The organism is Parvularcula dongshanensis (assembly GCF_014199615.1).
In the GTDB taxonomy this organism is placed as follows: Bacteria; Pseudomonadota; Alphaproteobacteria; order Caulobacterales; family Parvularculaceae; genus Parvularcula; species Parvularcula dongshanensis.
Window position 1 is genome coordinate 207,434 of sequence record NZ_JACHOB010000005.1, and the last position, 21,232, is coordinate 228,665.

A 21,232-nucleotide genomic window follows, 5' to 3' on the forward strand; every position below is an offset into this window, starting at 1 on the left:
TCTGTCAAGGCGGACCTCACGTCTTCGGAAGCGGCGCCTCTAGCAGCCTCTCGCAGAGGTCGGCTAGCCGCCCGGCCGCATCGTCCGGCATCCGCCCCGTCGCCGCGTCCGCCATACGAGCGAGCCTTCCTTCTTCGCCAAGTAGGCCCTCGAGCGAGGCGGACGCCGCGTCGACGGTGAAGCCCGCTTCGAGCAGAACGTCTGCGGCGCCCGCAGCTTCCAAGACTTCCGCGTTGGCGCGCTGGTGGTCGTCCATCGCGATGCCGAGCGGAATGAGGAGCGAGGGGCGGCCGAGGACGGCCAGTTCCGTCACGCTGGACGCGCCCGAGCGGGCGACGACCAGATGGCTGTCGGCCATGCGCGCCGGAAGATCGGCGAAGAAGGGCGCGAGCGTCGCTTCGATCTCTGCGTTGGCGTAGACCTCCGCGACGCGGTCCTTCTCCTCGTCCCGCGCCTGCTGCGTCACATGCAGGCGGCGGCGGACCGTTTCGGGCAGCGTCGCGAGGGCCTCGGGCAGGACGCGGCTGAAGAGGCTCGCCCCCTGGCTGCCGCCGAAGACGAGGACGTTGATCGTGCCGTCGGCGCCTGGCGGATCGAAGGGCTTTCGCGCGGCGCGCACACCGTCGCGGATCGGGTTGCCGGTCTGCACGACCTCACCCTTGACCTGTCCCAGCCTGTCGAGGCGGGGAAAGGCATGGGCGACGAAGTCGGCCCCCGGGGCGATCCGGCGATTGACGCGTCCGAGAACAGCGTTCTGCTCATGCACGCCATGACGGCGGCGCTGCAGCTTTGCGGCGAGCATGGCAGGCGCGGACGGGTAGCCGCCGAATCCGACGACCAGCGCCGGGTCGTGCCGCCGCAGGGCTGCGGAGGCCTGGCGGAAGCCGGCCGCCATCGCCTTGGCCATGGACAGCTTCGCTGCGGGGCCGCGCACGTTGGGGTTCGCGGCCGAGAGTTGGACGATCGCGTCGGCCGGGAAGCCATCGGCGAAGCGTATGCCGCGCGCGTCGGTCAGGAGGAGGACGGACCAGCCACGCCGCTTCATCTCCTCGGCCAGCGCCTGAGCGGGGAACATGTGCCCGCCCGTGCCGCCCGCTGCGAGCGCGATCGTTCGCGTCACGTGCGCCGCCGCGTCAGCGCCAGGAGGAGGCCCATGGCAATGCCGGTCGCAACCAGCGAGGAGCCGCCATAGCTGACGAAGGGCAGTGTCATGCCCTTGGCCGGCAGGACCGAGAGGTTCACCCCGATGTTCACCGTCGCCTGGAAGGCGAGCTGCGCCGAGAGCCCGCAGACCGCGCATCGAAGGAAGACCGAGCGCGTTTCGCCCGCGAACTTGAACCCGCGGAACGCGATCGCGGCGAAGAGGGCCAGGATCAGCGCGCAAAGGAGGAAGCCGAACTCTTCGCCCGCTACGGCGAAGACAAAGTCAGTATGCGCATCCGGGAGCGATGCTTTTACCCCTTCGGTTCCGTGAAGGTCATGGCCGAGCGCCCCACCGCCCGAGATCGCTTCGAGCGCCTTGTCGGTCTGATAGGTGTCGTTGCCTTCCGGGTTTAGGAAGCGGTCGATCCGGCTGCGCACGTGAGGTGCGATCCGATAGCCGAGCGCGAGCGCACCGGCAGCTGCCGTCCCGAGGCCCGCGATCCAGGCCCAGGACCAGCCGGCGATGAAGAACATGACGCCCCAGATCGCGGTCAGCAGGATCCATTGGCCGTAGTCCGGTTGCAGGAGCAGCGTCGCAGAGCACGCAAGGTACAGGCCGAGGCTCACGATGCCGCCGGGGAAGCTCCTATCCCTCGCGCCCTCGGCCAGGAACCAGGCGCTCGCGATGACGAAGCCCGGCTTCATGAACTCCGACGGCTGAAGGCTGAACGGCCCAAGGTCGAGCCAGCGGTGTGCGCCCTTGATCTCAGGGCCTACGAGAAGGGCCAGCCACATGGCGAAGAACGCCCCCGCTCCGAGCACGACGCCGAGACGCCGTGCGGTCAGGGCGTCCAGCGTCGACAGCGTCGCCATGACGAGGAGCGCAGGAACGAGGAAGACGATCTGCCGCTCGAAGAAGTGCATCGGGTTCGAGATGCCGATCCGCGCCGCGGCTACCGGTCCGGCAGCGAGGCAGAGGACGAGCCCGATCAGGATCAGTGCGGCCGTGACCGTCACCAAGGCGGGGTCGAGGCTGCCCCACCAGGCCCGAACGGAACGCCAGGCGATGGGCGCAGAACCGTTGTGGGAGCGTGTCGTTCTCATCGTGTCAGCCATGCTGGACCGCCTTTTCGATGCCGTTACCCAGCAGCTCGCGGAACTCTTGCGCATTCGCCGGTCCGCCCGGCGAGAACAGCACGACGGGTGCACAATGCGGCTCACCGCGCGCCAGGGCCTGCGCATCGCGGCGGGCCGCCTCGAGCGCGGCGCCTAGATTGTCGAAGCGCGAACAAGGAACTTCGATACCGCCGCGGGCCTCGCCCGGTCCGAATAGGTACGCGGCGCGCAACGTCGGGTGTGCACCCTTCAAAGACGCCCCCGCCGCCTGGCCGATCCAGAAGACGTCCGGGCAGCTGTCGATGGCGAGGCCGACCGAGACGGGCAAGCGGGCACGGTGATCGTCGACGAACAGCACGCTGCCCTCGGAACCGAGCGCCTGGAACCGCCCCTCCAGCCCCTTGTAGCGATGCAGCGCCTTGATGATCAGCTGAGGCGGCACGTCGAGGGCGAGGCTCGCTGCGATGGCGGCGGCAGCGTCCTGGTTCAAATGCTTGCCTGAGAGCGCCCCGACGCGGGTGAAGTCGCCGACGGCGTGGGTCTTGCCTTCCCGCGAGGAGAAGGCGAGGCCTTCGAGGGCGAAGACGCCGTGCCCGAGGCTGGCCTCCCCCGATGCTGGGATGACACGGGCCCGACCGACCTTCGCCGCGTCGCCGGACTGAAGGGCCGTGCAGACCTTGAGACCGATGCCGTCGTCGACGCTGATGACCGCCGCGTCGCCGTGCTGATGCTGACGGAAGAGGCGCATGACGGCCCGCAAAGCGGCATCGAACCCGTCCATCTCGCCGCAGGGGCCGAGGCTGAGCATGACGGACACGTCGCAGCGGAAGCGCCGCGCCGCTGCCAGCCGCGCGACCGGAAGCTCGACGATGTAGGTCATCCCGGCCTCGGGCGCCGGTAGGGACAGACAGGGTGCGATGCCGCCGCCCCCGAGGACCGCCTTGCTGCCGTTCGCCTCGACGGCGCGCGCGATCAAGGTGGCGGTTACCGTCTTGCCGGCGGCGCCGGTCACGCCGACCACCCGGGGCCGTTCCCGGCTGGGCAGGGACTCGATGGTGCTCGAGAACAGGTCGAGATCCGTCAGGATGGCGATACGCTGCGCCTTGGCCCTGGGCAGGACGATCTTGGCGCCGCCCGACACGCCGCCGTCGCACAGGACGATCGCGTCGAGCCCGTCCAGGCTCGCTCGCGGCCCCTTCACCGTGAACGACGCTGCCTCGCGCCGCGAAGCGTCGTCGTCCCAGACCGAAACCTTGGCGCCCGCCGCCCGCAACGCCTCCGCCGCCGCCCGCCCCGCAGGACCGAGCCCGAGGACGCGTACGGTCGTGCCCTTCATCTGAGGCAGAGGAAACATGCGACTCTCCCTATCGCAGCTTCAGCGAGCTGAGCCCGACCAGCGCTAGGATGACGGCGATGATCCAGAAGCGGATCACGACCGTCGGCTCCTTCCAGCCGAGCTGCTCGAAGTGGTGGTGGACCGGCGCCATCTTGAAGACGCGCTTGCCGGTCAGCTTGAAGCTGGCGATCTGAATCATCACGGACAGGGCTTCGAAGACGAAGAGACCGCCGATGATGGCGAGGACGAGTTCGAACTTGGTCGCGACGGCCATCGCGCCGAGCGCTCCGCCGAGGGACAGCGAGCCCGTGTCGCCCATGAAGATCATCGCGGGCGGTGCGTTGAACCAGAGGAAGCCGAGGCCCGCCCCGAGGATCGCGCCGCAGACGACCGCAAGCTCGCCGACCTCCGGCACGTAGGTGATCTGAAGGTAGTCCGCGTAGATTGCGTTGCCCACGAGGTAGGCGATCATCCCGAAGCTGCCGGCCGCGATCATGACGGGCACGATGGCGAGGCCGTCGAGGCCGTCCGTCAGGTTCACCGCGTTCGAGCTCCCGACGATGACGAACGCCGCGAAGACGATGATGCCCACGAGCCCGAGCGGCAGGAACACGCCCTTGAAGAAGGGGATGGCGACGCCGGTCGCGATCTGCGGATCGAGCCCTTCGGTCGCGCGGAGGGCGAAGACGCATGCCGCCCCCGCCGCGAAGGCGAGCGCGAACTGGAAGACGAGCTTGCCCGATCCGACGACGCCGGTAGCGGTCTGCTTCGTGACCTTCAGGTAGTCGTCATAGAAGCCGAGCAGGCCGAAACCTGCGGTCACGCCGATCACGACCCAGACGTACACGTTGTCGAGCGGCGCCCAAAGGAGGGTGGAGACGAGCATGGAGACGAGGATCAGTACCCCGCCCATCGTGGGCGTACCGGCCTTCTCGACGATGTGGCTCTGCGGACCGTCCTTGCGGATGGGTTGGCCCTTGCCCTGCTTCTTCCGCATCCAGTTGATCATTCCGGGGCCGAAGACGAACGCGATCAACAGCGCCGTTACCACCGCGCCGCCGGTGCGGAAGGTGATGTAGCGGAACACGTTGAAGCCAGGGATGGTCCCGGCGAGCTGTTCGTAGAGCAGGTGATAAAGCATTCAGGCAGCGGCCCCCTCGGCACGCGACAAAAGTTCCGAAAGAAGCGCGCCGACACGGCTCGCGTTCGATCCCTTGAAGAGCACGACGTCCCCGTCGCGGAAGGTGGAAGTGAGGTCGTCCGCGAGGCTCAGCGCCGCGGCGGCGTGGACGCCGCGCTTCGCTTCGGGCAGCGCGTCGCGAAGCGCAAGCATTCCTTCGCCCGCCGTGTGTACAAGATCGACTTGAGCGGCCTGAACGGGTTCGGCGAGGGCGGCGTGCAGCTTTGCCCCGTCGCGACCGAGTTCCCGCATCTCGCCCAAGACCGCGATGCGTCGTCCGTTATCTGAGGGGTTCGCCTCGCCGAGGACACGCAGCGAGGCGGCCATCGAGGCGGGATTCGCATTGTAGCTTTCGTCGATCAGCGTCACGCGCGCCCCGCCGAGCGTGACCTCGTGGCGCGCCCCGCGCCCGCCCCCGGCACGGAAGGTCTCGAGCCCGCGAACGACGCGATCGAGGTCGGCGCCGGCAGCCAAGGCCGCAGCGAGGACGGCCGTCGCGTTCACGGCCTGATGCCGTCCGGGAGCGGAGAGAACGAAGCTGACTTCACGGCCCGCGACGTCCGCCGTCACCTTCGAGCCCGACGCTTCGGGCATGCAGGACAGAAGCCTGACGGCACCCTCGCCTTCCGCCGTCTCCCCGAAGGGCACGATGCGGGCGACGCCGTTTCTTTCCGCCTCGGCACGAAGGAAGCTGAAGTACGGGTTGTCTGCAGGTAGCACGGCCACGCCGCCTCGGCGCAGGCCGGTGAGGATCTCGGCCTTCGCTGCCGCGATCTCCTCGACGGAAGAGAAGAACTCGAGATGCGCGGCAGCGACCGTCGTGATGACGGCGACGTGCGGCCAGACGAGCTTCACCAGCGGCGTGATCTCGCCGGGATGGTTCATACCGATCTCGAAGACGCCGTAGCGTGCCGAGCCAGGCAGCGCCGCGAGCGTCAGCGGCACGCCGAGATGGTTGTTAAAGCTCGCCGCCGCTGCGTGCACTTCGCCGCAGGGCGTCAGCGCGGCACGGAGCATCTCCTTGACCGACGTCTTGCCTGCGCTGCCTGTCACCGCGATCAGCTTGCCGAAGCAGCGGTCGCGCGCCGCTGCCGCCAAGCCATGAAGGCCGTGCATCGTCCCGCCGAGCGCCTCGGGAACGATGAGAAGCGGCTTGTCCTTCGGCGCGCCCATCGGCGCCTTGGAGACGAGGGCCGCAGAGGCACCTGCCGCGAAGGCGTCGGGCACGAAGTCATGTCCGTCCCGGGCGTCCCGCACGGCGACGAAGATGTCGCCGGGGCGCAGCGTCCTCGTATCGATCGACAAGCCCGTCGCCGCCCAATCTTCTTCCGGCAGCCGCTCCGCGTCCCAGGCCGCCGCTTCCCCGACCGCGCCGAGATGACCGCCGGTCGCCGCGGCGGCCTCGAACGCGGTCCAGAGGATCCGCGCGGACAGGCTCGAAGTTCCGGGTCCACTCATGTCACCCTCCCACACCCTCATGCGGAGACGGAGGCGGCCTTCGCCGCCTCCCCTGCCACGGCCACGTCGTCGAAGGGGTAAGTCACGTCCCCGACGATCTGGTACTTCTCGTGTCCCTTGCCGGCGACGATGAGAACGTCCCCGGGCTCCAGCGCGTCCACGGCGGCGCCGATCGCCTCGGCCCTGTTCGCGACGATGCGGGCACCCGGCGCGCCGGAGGCTACCGCCTCGCGGATCGGTCCGGCTTCTTCGGTGCGCGGATTGTCATCGGTGACGAAGACGAGGTCCGCGCCCTCGGCGGCGGCCCTGCCCATCAGGGGGCGTTTCGCGCGGTCGCGGTCCCCGCCCGCCCCGAGCAGGACGGCGACCCGGCCCTCGGCGTGCGGCCGGGCGGCGGCGAGCGCGGTGCGAACCGCGTCGGGCGTATGCGCATAGTCGACGTAGATCGCCGCCTCTCCCCCTGCCATCCTCTTCGTACCCGCATGCTCCATGCGGCCGGGTGCGGCGGAGATCTCGGCGAGGCAGGGCAAGACCGCAGCGAGGTCATGTCCGCTCGTGACCGCGAGCCCCGCTGCGACGAGGGCGTTGTCCGCCTGGAACGCCCCAATGAGCGGCAGGTGCAACTCGTGACTGCGGCCGTCCGCCTCGACGACGATCCGAAGACCCGTCGGCGTTGGGGCGAGGTCCACAAGCTTGAGGTCGGATCCTTCTCGTCCGGTCGAAAAGACGGTCCGGCCCGCCGCCCGGGTCTCTTCCATGACCCGGTCCGCCCCGGCACCGTCCGCGCAGATCACGGCCGTCCGGCCTTCCGGCAGCAGGCCTGTCAGGAGCCGGAGCTTCGCTTTGAAGTAGTCCTCGAAGTCCGGATGATAGTCGAGGTGATCCTGCGTTATGTTCGTGAACGCGCCTTGCGAGAACGCGACCCCGTCCGCGCGGTGTTGAGCGAGGCCGTGGCTAGAGACCTCCATCGCGAGGTGCGTCGTGCCGAGCGAGGCCATGGTCGAGAGGACTTGGTGGATCTCGACCGGATCCGGTGTCGTGTGGCGAAGCGCGTAGTCGTAGCCGGGCGCGACCGCGCCGAGCGTGCCGAGCGTGCCGGCCTTGTGGCCGAGCGCATTCCAGAGCTGCCCGGTGAACCGCGCGACCGAGGTCTTGCCGTTCGTACCCGTGATGCCGGCGACGTGCGCGGGCTGGCCGTGGTGAAGCCGGCTCGCGATCTCGGCGAGCGTGAGGCGTGGCTCCTCGCTCTCGAGCACGGGCACGTCCGCCTTCGTACCCGTCGGTGCGATGATGGCCACGGCGCCCGCTTCGACCGCTTGCGGAATGAAACGGCGACCATCGGCCCGGCTGCCAGGCAGAGCGGCGAAGACGAAACCCGGTTCGACGGCACGGCTGTCCGCCGTCACGCCCGTAACCTCTGCATCCGGCAGCTCGGCCGCCAGGGGGTGAAGGTGTTGCAGCTTCATAGCGCGGCCTCCGCGAGGAGCGCCGCCAGCGCGTCGAGAGGCTCGCCCTCCCCCTCGATCGGCTCGTCCGACCGGCGCAGGCCGACGAAACCGTCGAACGCCACTTCGTCACCGACCGGCATGAGGCCGAGCGTCGGCGCGACCCGTTCTACCACCCGGCGGAAGACGGGCGCCGCGTTGTAGCCGGCGGTCCTGAAGCCGTAGGTCTCCGCGATGCCTTCGGGATCGTCGAGCGAGACGATCATGACGTAGGCGGGATCGTAGCCGGGGAAGGCGCCGACGAAGCTGGAGATCACCCCGTTGCGGCCATAGCCTTTGGAGCCGGGTTTGTCGGCGGTCGAGGTCTTGCCGATCACGTGGTAACCGACGGCCTCCGCGTTGCCGCCTGTGCCGTCGGTGACGACCCGTCGCAGCGCCATCCGCATCGACGCGGCGGTCCGCTGACTGAACACCTGCCGTCCCCTCACCGGCGTGTCCATCAAGAAGCGCGGCGTATGATAGACGCCGCCGTTGACGACGGCGGCCGTCGCCGCGGCAAGTTGGAGCGGCGTCACCGCGATGCCCTGCCCGTAAGACGCGGTAGCGAGCTCCGCCTCTCCCCAGCGGGCGGGAAGCATCGGCGTGCGGCTTTCCGGAAGATCGGTCTCGAGCGGGGTCTTGAGACCCAGCTCGTCCAACATCGTCTCGAACCCTTGAGCGCCGAGGCGTTGAACGATCTGTACGGTGCCGATGTTCGAAGAGTACTGCAGCACCTCTCCGGCCGTCAGGGGGTGCGGCTTTGCGGTGAAGTCGGAAATGGACCAGTCGCCGACGCGGATCGGCTTGGAGACGTCGAACCGCTCGCCTTCCTTGATCAGGCCCGCATCGACGGCGGCGGCGATGGTCAGGGTCTTGAACGCCGAACCGAGCTCGTAAGCGTCGGACATCGCCCGGTTGCGGCGATGGGCGGCGGGCGATGCGCCCGGCATGTTGGGGTCGTAGTCGGGCAGGCTCGCGAGCGCGACCACCGAGCCGTCGCGGGCGTCCATCAGCACGCCCCAGGCCGCCTTCGCCGAGAAGGTGTCCATCGCGACGGACAGTTCGTCCTCGAGGACTTGTTGGGCGGCAAGGTCCAAAGTGAGGCGGACCGCAGACGCCCCCTCCTTCGTATCGTTCAGGATACGCTCAACGCCCACCACGCCGCCTCGCCCGGCGATCGTGTAGCCGAGCACGTGGGCACCGACGCTGCCGTGCGGATAAACCCGGGCCTCGCCCTGCGGAAAGCGCATGCCCGGCAGGCCAAGGGCGACGACCGCCGCCTTCTCGTCCGGTGTCAGGCTCTGACGGACGAAGGCATAGCGGCCTTCCGACAACCGCTGGCGCAGGCGGGACGTGTCGACGCCCGGCAGGACCGAGGCGACGCCTTGCACCGTCTCCTCCACATCCCAGACGTCGCGGCCGTCGATCGCCAGACCCTCGGTCTCTCGGTTCATCACCAGGGGCCGGCCCTGCCGGTCCAGGACGTCGGGACGGCTGACCTCTCCTCTTTCCGCACGGACCAGGGCGACCTCGTCCTTCATGCCGAAGGAGACGTAGGCCAAGCGGAGGCCGAGCAGGCAGAAGGTGCACAGGAACGCGCCGAGGACCAGGCGAATGCGCCCGGTCATCTCTCGGCCTTCCAGGGCAGGCGCGTCGCCCACACCTCCATCTTGCGACAGGACGCGCACCCTCGCGAGGGGACGAAGCCCTGCATCGGCGTCGGCCCGGTTCATTGCCGCCCCCCGCTAAGAAGGACAGCGTCAGGGTCGCTCATCGTGATCGCGTTGCCGATCGTATCGGCCTGGGCGTCCAGACGATGGTCGGGCTTCGCCTCGCGGCCGATCATGGCCGCGAAGTCCTCCCGGGTGGTCATCTGCTCGGGCCGGGCGGCGCCGAGACCGACGGTCTGGGCGTTGAGGCTCGTAAGGCGCGAGGCGGATTCGAGCACCTCGACTTCCATCCGCAGCCGGCGCTCGCGCTCTTCTTCGTCCGCAAGCGCGCTGCGCACGGAGGAGAGCTCGACCCGCGCTTCGCGGACGCTCGCTTCCGCGTGGTAGCGGCCCGCAGCCGCCGCAGCGAGCATGAGACAAAGCGCAGGTGTCAGAACACGGATCATGAAGCCCAACGTGCTTGCAAAGGGGAAAAGGTGATTGGCGGCGCGCCAAGCGCGCTCAAGCGTTCGTCCGACCACTCGCGAAGAGGCTGCTCGGTCCGCTCGGCGACCCGAAGCTTGGCCGAGCGGGCGCGCGGGTTGACGCGGACTTCGGCTTCGCTCGGCGCGATCGGCTTGCGTCCGATCGGGATCAGGGTCGCGGCCTCCGCCTGGGCGGCAGGCTGGTGGCGCGACCGGCTCTCCGCGGATCCCGACGCCGCGGCGATGAAGCGCTTGGCAATCCGGTCTTCGAGGGAGTGGAAGGTGACGACGGCGAGGCGACCGCCCGCCCGAAGGCAGGCCTCCGCCGCGACGAGGCCGCGGACGACCTGCCCGAGTTCGTCGTTCACGAGGATCCTGATCGCTTGGAACATGCGCGTCGCGGGGTGAATCTTCTCCCGCGTGCCAAGAGCACGTTCGGCGATCGCGGCGAGGCGCCCGGTCGTTTCGATCGGCGCCTCCTGGCGAGCCAGCACGATCGCATGGGCCAGTCTGCGCGATCGTCGCTCCTCACCATACTGATAGATGACGTTCGCGATGTCCGCTTCGTCCGCCTCGTTCACAAAAGCGGCGGCGGCGATGCCTGCGCCCATTCGCATGTCGAGCGGGCCGTCGCGCAAGAACGAGAAACCGCGCTCCGCCTGATCGAGCTGCATGGACGACACGCCGAGGTCGAAGACGACGCCGTCGACCGGCAATGCCCCTTGGACACCGAGAGCGGCTCGCATGTCGGCAAAGGGCGCTTCGATCAAGGTCAGGCGGCCGTCGCTCGATGCTTCGCGCACGCGTCCGGCTTCGATCGCGGTGCGATCGCGATCGAAGGCGAAGACGCGCCCGCCCCCTGCCAGGAGAAGTTCCGTGTACCCGCCGGCACCGAAGGTCGCGTCGACGAAGGCACCGCCTTCGTGCGCGCGAAGCGCGGAGACGGCCTCTTCCGCGAGGACAGGAACGTGACCGCTCATCCGCGCCTCCCCTCGACCACGGAGGGAAGCGTGCGGGCCTTCAGCGTGTCGCGATGGCGCGCTGCTGCGGCGCGCGCAAGGCTTCGGCGGTCCGCAAGGAAGCTCGGCGCCGCGAGAACGAAGCGCTGGCCGCGCCCTGCGAAGCTCGCCTGCCCTTCGATGACGGCATGCTCACGCAGGCTCGGCGGCAAGACGATGCGGCCGTTGTCGTCGAAGGCGAGGCGCTGGGTCTCTTCCGTGATCGCCTCCTCCATCGCCCAGCGGTCCTCGTCGTAGACGTCGAGGTTCGAGACGACGGAGAGGAGAAGGCCGACGAGGTCTGCCCCGCCGCACTCGATCACGGGATCGGTCAGCGAAGCGAAGGCGTAGAGCGGCTCGCCCTCGCCGAGCGCGCGGCGGAAGTCCGCGGGCACGGAGACCCTGCCCTTCGCGTCCACCTTGCACTCGGCGCGGCCGACGAAGCGCGCGGCCGAGCGTGCGCTCGCCGCCTCCCCGCCTCGTTCCGTCGCGACCGCCTGCATGAGGACACACCTCTCCCGTTGCGCGCGGGACAGCCCCGCTGCGTGATCGTCTACCTGCCCGAGATGCCCCTTCGTGGTGATCGATGGGATATCATGGGATTTCGTGGACGGTCAACGTGAGTCAGAAGGTGTGGATAAGTGGTTAAGGCGTAGAACAAAGGGTGATCGAGAATAGGTAAGTAATGTCCCGGCCCCGTGTTCTGGGGCGGAACGTGGCGTCAGACGGCCTGTAAGCCGGGTTCTGTCCGGGGCCTTTCGACCCCTGAGCGACCATTCCTCTCGCCCGCCCCTTGCGGGACGGGTCCAGCGACACACCCGGACGGCGGGGCCTGACGGCGGGCCCTGCAACCCTTGCGGGCTGCGATGCCGTCCCTACTCGGTCTTGCTCCGGGCGGGGCTTGCCATGCCCGCCCCGTTGCCGGGGCGGCGGTGGGCTCTTACCCCACCTTTTCAGCCTTACCGCGGGCGGGCCCGCGGCGGTCTACTCTCTGTGGCGCTTTCCCTCGGCTCGCGCCGGCCGGGCGTTACCCGGCACCCTGCCGTCATGGAGCCCGGACTTTCCTCGAGAGCCAAAGCCCTCGCGGCCGCCCAGCCGTCTGACCGAATCGGGGTGCCGGGTGCCGAGACTCTCGTCAAGCGCAAACGAGCGGGCTAACGGACGAGCATGACAAAGACCGCTCACATGATCGGCCTGTGCGGCGCAGGCATGTCCGCCGTGGCTCACCTTCTTCAAGAGGCGGGCTACGCCGTCACCGGCTCGGACGAAGGCTTCTACCCGCCCGTGTCGGACTACCTGACCAAGCTCGGCATCCCCTGCTCTACGCCCTACGCCGCCGCGAACCTGCCGGACGATCCGGACCTCGTCGTCATCGGCAAGAACGCGAAGCTGGTGCCCGAGACCAATGACGAGGTCCGCGTCGCGCTGAAACGCTACCGGGACCGCGTCCGCTCCTTCCCCGAGGTGCTGGCCGAGCTGACGGCGGAGCGCGACCGGATCGTCGTCGCGGGCTCTTATGGGAAGTCGTCCCTGACCTCGATCATCACGCACTGCCTCGCGCGGGCAGGCAAGGAGCCCGGCTTCTTCATCGGCGCGATCCCGAAGGACCTCGACACCTCGTCGAGCCTGGGCGGCGATGGCCCCTTCATCTTCGAAGGCGACGAGTATCCGTCCGCGAACTGGGACGACCAGGCGAAGTTCCTTCACTACGCCCCGCAAACCGTCGTCCTGACGAGCGCGACCCACGACCACGTCAACATCTACCCGACGCTGCGCGACTACCACGCGCCGTTCCTGGCGCTGCTCGAAGGGCTCGAAGAGCGAGGCGGGACGCTGATCGCGTGTGCGGACGAAGCGGAAGCGTCGCGTCTCTACTCTAGCTATCACGGCCCCAGGGCCCGCTACGGCTTCGATGCGAACCGCGATTGGCGGGCGGTCAACGTGGTCTCGGGGAACCCGACCCGCTTCGACCTCGTCGGCGGCGGCGTGACCTATCCGGGCTTCACGACGACGCAGATCGGGCGGCACGCAGTCGAGAACATGGTCGGCGCGGCGGCCGTCCTCTTGGGCGGCGGCTACCTCACGCCGGAGGAACTTCAGGACGGCATAGCCAGCTTCTCAGGCCTCACCCGCCGCCTCGACAAGAAGACGGACCGCTCACGCCTGACGATCTACGAGGGCTTCGGCTCCTCCTACGAGAAGGCTCGCGCCGCGATCGAAGCCATGCGCGACCACTTCGCGGGAAAGAAGCTGACCGTCCTCTTCGAGCCCCACACCTTCACCTGGCGGAACCGCGCGGCGCTCGGCCAGTACGGCACGGCGTTCGAGGACACGGCGAAGGTCTGGCTCTACAGCCCGCCGACCCAAGGCGCGGGCACGCACGACCAGGTGACGCTCGACGAGATCGCGGCGGTCGCCCGCGAAGCGCACGCCGACGTCCGGACGTTTCAGAGGGACGAAGCGGAACGGATCGTGCGCGATGCGGATCCGGACGAGGACGTCGTCCTGATCCTTTCGTCAGGCAGCTTCGACGGCGCGCTGACGGAGGTCATCGCTGCCGCCGATAGGGTCTGGCCTGCCTAGCCCTTCACCGGCCTCAGCCAGTCGTGCTCGTCCTCGGTCGTTCCGTCGAAGAGTCCGAAGAAGCGCTTCTGGACTTCCTTCGTCACCGGGCGCTCCTGATTGCCGCCGCCGACCGCGAGGCCATCGACCGAGCGCACCGGCGTCACCTCCGCGGCGGTGCCGGTCATGAAGAGCTCGTCGCAGCCGTAGAGGAGTTCGCGCGGGATCGCCTGCTCGACGACCTCGACGTTCATGTCGTTCAGGAACGTCAGTACCGTGTCCCGCGTGATGCCGCCGAGGATCGAAGAGGCGAGCGGCGGGGTCAGGACCCGGCCGTCCTTGACGATGAAGAGGTTCTCGCCGCCGCCCTCCGAGACCGTGCCGTCATGGCTGAGTCCGATCCCCTCGACCATGCCGCGCACCTTCGCCTCGGTCGTGATGAGGCGGGAAGAGAGGTAGTTGCCCGCGACCTTAGCGCCGGCGGGCAGCGTGCCTTGAGCCGTCCTGCGCCAGGAGGAGACGCAGGCGTCGATCCCCTCCTCGATCGCCTCGGCCCCGAGGTAGCGGCCCCAGGGGAAGGCCGCGATGACGAGGTCGTCGGGGCAGCCCGTCGCCGAGGGGCTCATCTCGCCGTAGCCCAGATAGGCGTTGACGCGAATGTAGGCGGATTTGAGCTCGTTCTCCCGCACCGTGCGCAGGATCGCTTCGTTCACTTCGGCCTCGGAGTAGTCGATGCCGATCCCGTAGATGCGGGCGGAGTAGAAGAGCCGTTTGGTGTGCTCCTCGAGGCGGAAGACGCAGGTGCCCTTATGCGGCGTGTCGTAGGCGCGGATGCCCTCGAACGCGCAGGTGCCGTAGAGGAGCGCGTGGGTGAGGACGTGCGTGGTCGCCTCGGCCCAGGGAATCATCTCACCGTTCTTCCAGATGAACTTGGCTTCCTGAATCGGCACGGCGGGACTCCTTCTTCCGGCCTCTCCGTGTAACACCGCCGGAAGCCGCCGCAAGCGGCTCACTGCGCGCAGCGAAAGACACGACATGCCCTTCGATCCGCCGAAGAACCCTCGGTCCATGGACGCCGTCCTCGAGATGATGCGGCGCCTACGCGACCCCGAGGGCGGCTGTCCCTGGGACCTCGAGCAGACCTCGGCGTCGATCGCGCCCTACTGCATCGAGGAGGCCTACGAGGTCGTCGACGCGATCGAGAACGGCACCGACGCCGACTTGGCGGGCGAGCTCGGCGACCTCCTCCTCCAGGTCGTCTTCCACGCGCAGATGGCCGAGGACCGCGGCGCCTTCACCTTCGCGGACGTCTGCGAGGCGCTGGTGACCAAGATGGTCCGCCGCCACCCCCACGTCTTCGCGGACGGCGAGGAACGCGACGCGGAGGGCCAGACGCGCGCCTGGGAGGTCATCAAGGCGCAAGAGCGCGCCGAGAAGGGCGAGGACGAGAGCGCCCTGTCCGGCGTGCCGGTCGGCTTGCCCGCCTTCACCAGGGCCGAGAAGCTCGGCAAGCGCGCGAGCCGCGCGGGCTTCGACTGGACCGAGCGCCGTGATGTGCTGGCCAAGGTCCGCGAGGAAACCGACGAGATCGAGGAAGCGCTCGACGGCGACCCGGACCATCTAGCCTCCGAGGTCGGCGACCTGCTCTTCGCCTGCGCGATGCTGACGCGGAAGCTCGGCCTGCAAGGCGAGACCGTTCTTCGCGCCGCCAACGCCAAGTTCGAGCGCCGCTTCTCGCACCTCGAAGCGTCCGCCGAGGCGGCCGGGCGGCCGATGGACGATCACAGCCTCGAAGAGCTCGAAGCCTACTGGACCGACGCCAAAGCCAAGGGCCTCTAGTCGCCGAGCATCCGGTTGAGCGTGAACGCCGCGCTGATCAGCGCGAGGTGCGTGAAGGCTTGGGGGAAGTTGCCCAGGGGCTCGCCGGCCGGCCCCGTCTCCTCCGCGAAGAGGCCGAGCGGGTTCGCATAGCCGAGCATCTTGTCGAACAAGAACCGCGCCTGCGCGAGGTCGCCCGCCCGCGCGAGGCACTCGACGTACCAGAAGCTGCACATGTTGAAGGTGCCTTCTAGTCCATCGAGCCCGTCCTCGGTCGTGTCGGCCGAGTAGCGATAGACGAGGCTGTCATCCATCAGATGCGTCTTCACCGCCTGCAATGTCGACAGCCACTTCGGATCCGTCGCGCTGACGAAGCGGACGAGCGGCATGAGCAGGCAGGCCGCGTCGAGCGCGTACCCGCCCTTCGTCTGCACGAAGGCCTTCAACTCCTCGTTCCAGAAGTTCTCGTGCACGTCCTCGTAGATCGCGTCCCTCTCGCGCCGCCACCGTTCGATCGGCGCCGGGATGCCGCGCTTGTTCGCGAGACGCACGGCGCGATCGAAGGCAACCCAGCACATGACCCGACTGTGCAGCGTGTGTTGCCGCCCGCTGCGCGGCTCCCAGATGCCCTCGTCCGGCTGGTTCCAGTTCTCCGCCAGCCAGTCCATCATCTGTGACAGGTACTGCCAGTCCGCCGACCAAATCGGGTTGGTGTACTTGTCCGACAGGTAGATCGCGTCCATCAGCTCGCCGTAGATGTCGAGCTGAAGCTGTCCCGCCGCAGCGTTCCCGGTACGGACCGGCCGTGACCCTCTGTAGCCGGAAAGATGGTCGAGTTCCTGCTCCGCCGGGGCCGGGCTTCCGTCCAGCGTGAAGAGAAGCGGGAGCGGCCCTGGCGGCCCCTCGACCTTCAGCCCCCGCAGCCAGACCTGATACGCCGTCGCCTCCTCGTAGAACCCGAGGCGTAGAAAGGCGTACATGGTGAAAGCGGAATCCCGGATCCAAGCATAGCGATAGTCCCAGTTCCGGCCCGCCCCCGGCGCCTCGGGCAGGCCGAACGTCACAGCGGCCGAGACCGATCCGTACTCCGCCGACGTCAACAGCTTGAGGACCAGCGCCGAGCGCATGACCTCTGGCCGCCAGCGCCCGCGATAGGTCGAGCGGGACACCCAGTCCCGCCAGTAGTTCGTCGTCCGCTTGAACGCCTCCGCCGTGTAGCTCTCGACCGACGAACAGCCGCCGAGAGCGAGCCCCCCATCCTCGAGGACGAAGGTCGCGGCCTCTCCCGGCCTGAGCGTGAACGTAGTCGTCGCCTCACCGTTCCCGGCCGACAGCGGAACCGAAGCCCGCAGGCGCAACCGCGTAGCGTCGTCGCCAGTCGAAGCGAAGATGACGGCGCCGTCCTCGCGGGTCACCTTGGCTTCGGCGCGGGCGTAGTCGAAGCGCGGCGCGCAGCGCACGTCGAACCTGATCTCGCGGCGGATCGCCTTCACCCGCCGTACCATGCGCTGGCCGCCGTCCTCGTCGCCGATCGCCATGAAGTCCGAGATCTCGCTGACGCCTTCCTCGGCCAAGTGACGGGTCAGCAGGACGTTGGTGTCGGGCAGGTAGAGTTGCTGGCAGCGGGTGTCTTCGAGTTGCGGCGAGATCTCGAACGCACCGCCCTTCTCGTGATCCAGGAGGCGCGCGAAGACGCTCGGACTGTCGAGCCGCGGCCAGCAGAGGAAGTCGATCGCACCGTCCGTGCCGACGAGCGCCGCCGTGCGGAGGTCGCCGATGACGCCGTGGTCCTCGATACCCAGCATGTACGCGGTGCCCTTGCCGACTTCCCTCGGAACTTAGAGGCTTACGGCGTTACGACGAACGCGACAGACGCCGCTCGCAAATCTTCCGCGTTACGCTAGCTTGAGCCGAGTGACCCGGGCCCATCTCAACGCTGCCTCTGTCGCCGTGCCCGATCACGAGGTGCATGGCCTGTTCAAGGACTTCGCCCGGCGGCAGATCACCGACCGGCGGCGCGTCCTCCTCGACCGCATGATGGAACGCTCCGGCATCGAGGCGCGCTGGTCGACCCTCACCCCCGCGCCGTCCGAAGCGGGAATGGACGCCGAGGGCTTCTACCGCTTCGGCAGCTTCCCGAGCACCGCGGAGCGCATGCGGGTCTACGACCGCGAGGCGACGACGCTGGCCGAGCGGGCCGCGCGGGGCCTCGGCACCGATCTCTCAGGCGTCACTCACCTGCTCGTCACTTCTTGTACCGGCTTCGCCGCGCCCGGCGTCGACCTGCAGCTCGTGGACCGGCTCGGTCTCGATCCCGGGGTCGAGCGCACGCTGATCGGCTTCATGGGCTGCTACGCGGCGATCAACGCGCTTCGCCTCGCGCGGCAGATCGTCCTCGCCGAACCCGACGCGCGCGTGCTCTGCGTTTCGGTCGAGCTCTGCACGCTCCACCTTCAAGAAACGGACGACCTCGAGACCGTCCTCTCCTTCTCGATCTTCGGCGACGGCGCCGCAGCCGCGCTCGTGACCGCCGACCCCTTCGGCTTCTCGCTCGACAAGTTCCGCACGCAGGTCATGCCGGACGAGCGCTCGCTCATCACCTGGCATGTCGGCGATCAGGGCTTCGACATGGTGCTGTCGGGCGAGGTGCCTTCCGCGCTCAAGCGCAGCTTGCCGGAAGCTGCCCGCGCGATCGTGCCGGAGGGGCACGAAGAGATCGGCCTCTGGGCCGTCCACCCCGGCGGGCGGTCGATCTTGGACGTGGTCGAAGCGTCGCTGGCGCTGCCGAGCGACGCACTCCTCCCCTCGCGTGAAGTCCTGCGCCGCTTCGGCAACATGTCCTCGCCGACCGTCCTCTTCGTGCTCGAAGCCATGCTGCGCGCGGGCGCGGCGCCCGGCACGCCCGGCCTCGCCCTCGCCTTCGGCCCCGGCCTCACCGCCGAGGCCATGCGCTTCACCGCCGTCTGATGCCAGGCGCGATCCGCCGCGATTACGGCGCCCGCGCGGCGCCCCAAACCCTCCCTGAGCGGATGGACGGCGAGACCGACTACGAGACCTTCCGCGCGACGCTGTCGAGCCTCGCGAGCGTGAACCGTCTCACCTCCGGCTACGCGCCGATCCGCGCCTTCCTGGACCAGGTGCTGGAGCGCGGACTGCCCGAACGGCCCTTGCGACTCCTCGACCTCGGCTCGGGCTACGGTGACGGGTTGAGGGCGGCGGCGCGCTATTTGTCGGAGAGAGGCGTGCGGGCCGAGCTGACCGGCGTCGACCTCAACCCCCATGCCGCGATGGCGGCCCGGGAAGCGCAGGATACTGAGCATGAGGGCGTGACGATCTCCTACGTCACCGCCGACGTCTTCGACTACGCGCAGCGCGCGCCGCAGCCCGACCTCGTCACCTGCGCCCTGTTCACGCACCATCTTGAGGACGAGGAGGTCGTGCGCCTCCTCTCATGGATGGACCGCACGGCGTCGCGCGGTTGGCTCGTCAACGACCTCTACCGCAGCCGCGTCGCCGCCGCCGGCTTCAGGGTACTTTCGACGCTTCTCGGCAAGCATCCTTACGTCCGGCACGACGGGCCGGTCAGCTTCGCGCGCAGCTTCCGCCGCGCCGACTGGGACCGCTACTTGAGCGAGGCGAAGGTCGAGGGGGCACGCATCTTCATCGGCGCGCCCTTCCGTCTCTGCGTCGAGAAGCATGCCTGACGTCCTGATCGTGGGCGGCGGCCTTGCGGGTAGCGCTGCGGCGATCACCCTCGCCCGCCGGGGCGCAGCCGTGACGTTGGTGGAGCGCAGCGAGGCGGTCCATGACAAGGTCTGCGGCGAGTTCCTATCCGGAGAGGCACTGGCGGAGCTCACCGCGCTAGGCTGCGATCCGCGGGCACTCGGCGCGGTTCCGCTTCATGCCGTGCGCGCCTGTGCAGGCGGGGACGCCGTGCGGGCGCTCCTGCCCTTCCCGGCCCTTTCCGTCACCCGACGTCTTCTGGACGAGGCCCTCTTGGAGCGTGCGAGCGGGAACGGCGTTCTGGTTCTTCGCGGCGTGTCGGCACGAACGGCCGACGGTGGTGAGGTTCGCTTGTCGGACGGTCGGTGCCTGCGTCCCGAGCACCTCGTCCTCGCGACCGGAAAGCACGACCTTCGCGGCCACCGGCGCCCGGCGGGGATTCATAGCGACCTCGTCGGCCTCAAGGCCTACTTCCGCCTCGTCCCCCGCCTGGCGGCCGATCTCGCCGGACACGTCGACGTCGTTTTCTTCCCGGGCGGCTATCTGGGCCTGCAGCCGGTCGAGAGCGGCGAGGCCAACGCCTGCCTCGTCGTCAGCAAGGCCGAGCTCGCAAGGCTCGGCGGCGATCCTTGGGCGGTTTTCCGCCACGTAAAGGCCCATGCCCCTCACGCCGCCCGCCTCCTCGAAGGTGCAACGCCAACGCTGGGCAAGCCGCTCGCCGTCAGCGCCATTCCCTACGGCTACGTCCGGATGCGGAGCGAGGGCGCCTTCCACGTCGGCGACCAAGCCGCCGTCATTCCCTCGTTCTGCGGCGAAGGCATGGGCATCGCCCTACGCTCGGGACGGCTAGCCGCCGAAGCGATCCTCGCTGGCGAGCACGCAACCGCCTTCCAGGCGCGCTTCGGCCGCCTCGTCTACGCACGGGTGAAGGGGGCAGCGCTTCTCTCCCGCGCGCTCTCCTCGGTCCCCCTTCAGCGCACCGCTGTCGGCGCGGCGAGCCTCGCCCCGCACCTCCTCACCGCGCTCGCCGCAGCGACGAGAACGCCTCAGCCGTCCTCTCCGTAGGCGTCGTCCTCGAGACCGTACATGTCGTCGTCGGAGAGACCGAAGTGGTGGCCGATCTCGTGGACGAGGACGTGCCGCACGATCTCGTCCAGCGTGTCCGGTCCCGTCTGCCAGAACCGCAGGATCGGACGGCGGTACAAGAACACCATGTCCGGCTGGGCGTGCACGTCCCAGAGGCTTTTCTGCGTGACGTCGACTCCGTGATAGAGGCCGAGCAGGTCGTAAGGGTCGTCGATCTCGAGGTCCGCGAGCACGTCGTCCTCGGCGAAATCCGCCACTCGGATCATCACGTCGGCGGACATTCGCCGGAACGCTTCGGGCAGTTCGTCATAGGCCGTCTGCGCCATCTTACCGAAGGTCTCGAGGTCCGGCTTCATCGCAACAGCGCCTCCGCGTAGGCGTCCCACAACGCCGCGTCGCCGCAGCAAAGCATAGGGCGGTTGGCCTGTCTGATCGGCCGGTAGGGCTCGCCGCCTGGCAGCATGCCCGTCCGCCCGCCCGCCTCGTCCACGAGGAGGACGCCCGGCGCGTGGTCCCACACCGTCATCTGATACTGAAAGACGAAGTCCGCCTCGCCCTTTGCGACCTCGAGGTACGCCCACGCCGAGCAGCGGCCCGCATGGCTGCCTCCCGCGCCTTCCAGCGCGTCGGCGAAGCGGCTCCGCAACGGCTCATCCACGTACTGCCGAGAATAGTCGCCATAGGCACGCTCGAAGCCCACGCCTTTGCGAGTCCAGATCGGCCTGCCACCGAACGTCGCGCCCGCTCCCTTCTCCGCCACCGCACAGTCGCCGGTGGTCGGTGGGTAGACGAGCCCGAGCACGGTCTCGCCGCGCCGAACGAGCGCGACCATGACGCCGAAGCGCTCCTTGCCCTTTACGAAGTTGCCGGTGCCGTCGACCGGATCGACGATCCAGACCGCATCCGCATCGAGCCGGTCCAGCACGGAAGGGTCAGCGCTGACCGCCTCCTCGCCGACGACCGTCGAACCCGGCAAGAGGTCCAGCAGGCGGCGCGCCAGCAGCGCTTCGGCCTCGCGGTCGGCGACGGTGACGAGATCGTCGGGACCGGTCTTCTCGTCGATCTGCGAGCCGCCGAGCGCGCGGAAGCGGGGCAGGATCGCCTCCTCAGCGACCTCTCGGATCACGGCTTCGGCGCGCTGGGCGAGGCTCTCTGTCATGACCGAAGAGGTGTCAGTCACAGGAGGGGTATGCA

At 68.7% G+C, this 21,232-nt stretch carries 19 protein-coding genes and 1 other RNA gene; 5 read left to right on the forward strand and 15 right to left on the reverse strand.

The window, feature by feature from the left end:
* Window positions 1–16 precede the first annotated feature (16 nt).
* The 11 genes from GGQ59_RS15475 to rnpB form a co-directional block, all read right to left on the reverse strand.
* Window positions 17–1,120 carry a glycosyltransferase gene (locus GGQ59_RS15475; protein WP_183818892.1) on the reverse strand — a complete coding sequence of 368 codons (1,104 nt, stop codon included), beginning with the start codon at window positions 1,118–1,120 and terminating at the stop codon, window positions 17–19.
* Complete coding sequence (locus GGQ59_RS11940; RefSeq protein ID WP_221401019.1) at window positions 1,117–2,259, reverse strand: FtsW/RodA/SpoVE family cell cycle protein; 1,143 nt, start codon at window positions 2,257–2,259, stop codon at window positions 1,117–1,119. The genes GGQ59_RS15475 and GGQ59_RS11940 overlap by 4 nt, the downstream gene beginning before the upstream one ends.
* Window positions 2,252–3,613, reverse strand: a complete 1,362-nt coding sequence (locus GGQ59_RS11945; RefSeq protein WP_183818894.1) for a Mur ligase family protein — start codon at window positions 3,611–3,613, stop codon at window positions 2,252–2,254. Before GGQ59_RS11945 ends, GGQ59_RS11940 begins: the two co-directional genes overlap by 8 nt.
* A gap of 10 nt (window positions 3,614–3,623) precedes the next feature.
* Window positions 3,624–4,736, reverse strand: coding sequence for a phospho-N-acetylmuramoyl-pentapeptide-transferase (gene mraY, locus GGQ59_RS11950; RefSeq protein WP_183818896.1), 1,113 nt, complete (start codon window positions 4,734–4,736; stop codon window positions 3,624–3,626).
* Window positions 4,737–6,233: a UDP-N-acetylmuramoyl-tripeptide--D-alanyl-D-alanine ligase gene (locus GGQ59_RS11955; RefSeq protein WP_183818898.1), complete on the reverse strand. Its 1,497-nt coding sequence runs from the start codon at window positions 6,231–6,233 to the stop codon at window positions 4,737–4,739.
* Between the two features lie 17 nt (window positions 6,234–6,250).
* The gene (locus GGQ59_RS11960; RefSeq protein WP_183818900.1) at window positions 6,251–7,699 is read right to left on the reverse strand and encodes a UDP-N-acetylmuramoyl-L-alanyl-D-glutamate--2,6-diaminopimelate ligase; all 1,449 of its coding nucleotides are present in this window, start codon (window positions 7,697–7,699) and stop codon (window positions 6,251–6,253) included.
* On the reverse strand, window positions 7,696–9,450 hold the full coding sequence (locus GGQ59_RS11965) for a peptidoglycan D,D-transpeptidase FtsI family protein (protein ID WP_183818903.1): 1,755 nt from the start codon (window positions 9,448–9,450) through the stop codon (window positions 7,696–7,698). The genes GGQ59_RS11960 and GGQ59_RS11965 overlap by 4 nt, the downstream gene beginning before the upstream one ends.
* Window positions 9,447–9,833 carry a hypothetical protein gene (locus tag GGQ59_RS11970; RefSeq protein ID WP_183818904.1) on the reverse strand — a complete coding sequence of 129 codons (387 nt, stop codon included), beginning with the start codon at window positions 9,831–9,833 and terminating at the stop codon, window positions 9,447–9,449. The genes GGQ59_RS11965 and GGQ59_RS11970 overlap by 4 nt, the downstream gene beginning before the upstream one ends.
* On the reverse strand, window positions 9,830–10,831 hold the full coding sequence (gene rsmH, locus GGQ59_RS11975) for a 16S rRNA (cytosine(1402)-N(4))-methyltransferase RsmH (RefSeq protein ID WP_183818906.1): 1,002 nt from the start codon (window positions 10,829–10,831) through the stop codon (window positions 9,830–9,832). The genes GGQ59_RS11970 and rsmH overlap by 4 nt, the downstream gene beginning before the upstream one ends.
* A complete protein-coding gene (locus GGQ59_RS11980) occupies window positions 10,828–11,352 on the reverse strand; it encodes a division/cell wall cluster transcriptional repressor MraZ (protein WP_183818908.1) in 525 nt (174 codons plus the stop codon). Before GGQ59_RS11980 ends, rsmH begins: the two co-directional genes overlap by 4 nt.
* 214 nt (window positions 11,353–11,566) lie before the next feature.
* Window positions 11,567–11,952: RNase P RNA component class A (gene rnpB, locus GGQ59_RS11985), an RNA gene on the reverse strand.
* A gap of 64 nt (window positions 11,953–12,016) precedes the next feature.
* On the opposite strand from rnpB, the gene GGQ59_RS11990 reads away from it, so the two are divergent.
* Complete coding sequence (locus GGQ59_RS11990; protein WP_183818910.1) at window positions 12,017–13,432, forward strand: UDP-N-acetylmuramate--L-alanine ligase; 1,416 nt, start codon at window positions 12,017–12,019, stop codon at window positions 13,430–13,432.
* Here GGQ59_RS11990 and GGQ59_RS11995 read toward each other — a convergent pair.
* Window positions 13,429–14,361, reverse strand: a complete 933-nt coding sequence (locus GGQ59_RS11995) for a branched-chain amino acid transaminase (RefSeq protein ID WP_343074330.1) — start codon at window positions 14,359–14,361, stop codon at window positions 13,429–13,431. The genes GGQ59_RS11990 and GGQ59_RS11995 overlap by 4 nt on opposite strands.
* Window positions 14,362–14,446: 85 nt before the next feature.
* Between GGQ59_RS11995 and mazG the strand changes: the two genes are divergently transcribed.
* Window positions 14,447–15,250, forward strand: coding sequence for a nucleoside triphosphate pyrophosphohydrolase (mazG, locus tag GGQ59_RS12000; RefSeq protein WP_183818912.1), 804 nt, complete (start codon window positions 14,447–14,449; stop codon window positions 15,248–15,250).
* Here the strand turns inward: mazG and GGQ59_RS12005 are convergent.
* On the reverse strand, window positions 15,247–17,034 hold the full coding sequence (locus GGQ59_RS12005) for a glycoside hydrolase family 15 protein (protein WP_183818914.1): 1,788 nt from the start codon (window positions 17,032–17,034) through the stop codon (window positions 15,247–15,249). The two genes, mazG and GGQ59_RS12005, sit on opposite strands and share 4 nt — an antisense overlap.
* A gap of 109 nt (window positions 17,035–17,143) precedes the next feature.
* Here GGQ59_RS12005 and GGQ59_RS12010 point away from each other — a divergent pair, with 109 nt between their 5' ends.
* From GGQ59_RS12010 to GGQ59_RS12020, 3 genes are read left to right on the forward strand one after another with little or no spacing between them, the layout of a single operon-like run.
* Window positions 17,144–18,196 carry a type III polyketide synthase gene (locus GGQ59_RS12010; RefSeq protein WP_183818916.1) on the forward strand — a complete coding sequence of 351 codons (1,053 nt, stop codon included), beginning with the start codon at window positions 17,144–17,146 and terminating at the stop codon, window positions 18,194–18,196.
* Window positions 18,196–18,933 carry a methyltransferase domain-containing protein gene (locus GGQ59_RS12015; RefSeq protein WP_183818918.1) on the forward strand — a complete coding sequence of 246 codons (738 nt, stop codon included), beginning with the start codon at window positions 18,196–18,198 and terminating at the stop codon, window positions 18,931–18,933. The genes GGQ59_RS12010 and GGQ59_RS12015 overlap by 1 nt, the downstream gene beginning before the upstream one ends.
* Complete coding sequence (locus GGQ59_RS12020) at window positions 18,926–20,017, forward strand: NAD(P)/FAD-dependent oxidoreductase (protein WP_183818920.1); 1,092 nt, start codon at window positions 18,926–18,928, stop codon at window positions 20,015–20,017. Before GGQ59_RS12015 ends, GGQ59_RS12020 begins: the two co-directional genes overlap by 8 nt.
* On the opposite strand, the gene GGQ59_RS12025 is transcribed toward GGQ59_RS12020, so the two are convergent.
* Together GGQ59_RS12025 and GGQ59_RS12030 are read right to left on the reverse strand one after the other, a co-directional pair.
* Window positions 19,999–20,394, reverse strand: coding sequence for a metallopeptidase family protein (locus GGQ59_RS12025; RefSeq protein WP_183818922.1), 396 nt, complete (start codon window positions 20,392–20,394; stop codon window positions 19,999–20,001). The genes GGQ59_RS12020 and GGQ59_RS12025 overlap by 19 nt on opposite strands.
* Complete coding sequence (locus tag GGQ59_RS12030; RefSeq protein WP_183818924.1) at window positions 20,391–21,197, reverse strand: inositol monophosphatase family protein; 807 nt, start codon at window positions 21,195–21,197, stop codon at window positions 20,391–20,393. Before GGQ59_RS12030 ends, GGQ59_RS12025 begins: the two co-directional genes overlap by 4 nt.
* Window positions 21,198–21,232 lie beyond the last annotated feature (35 nt).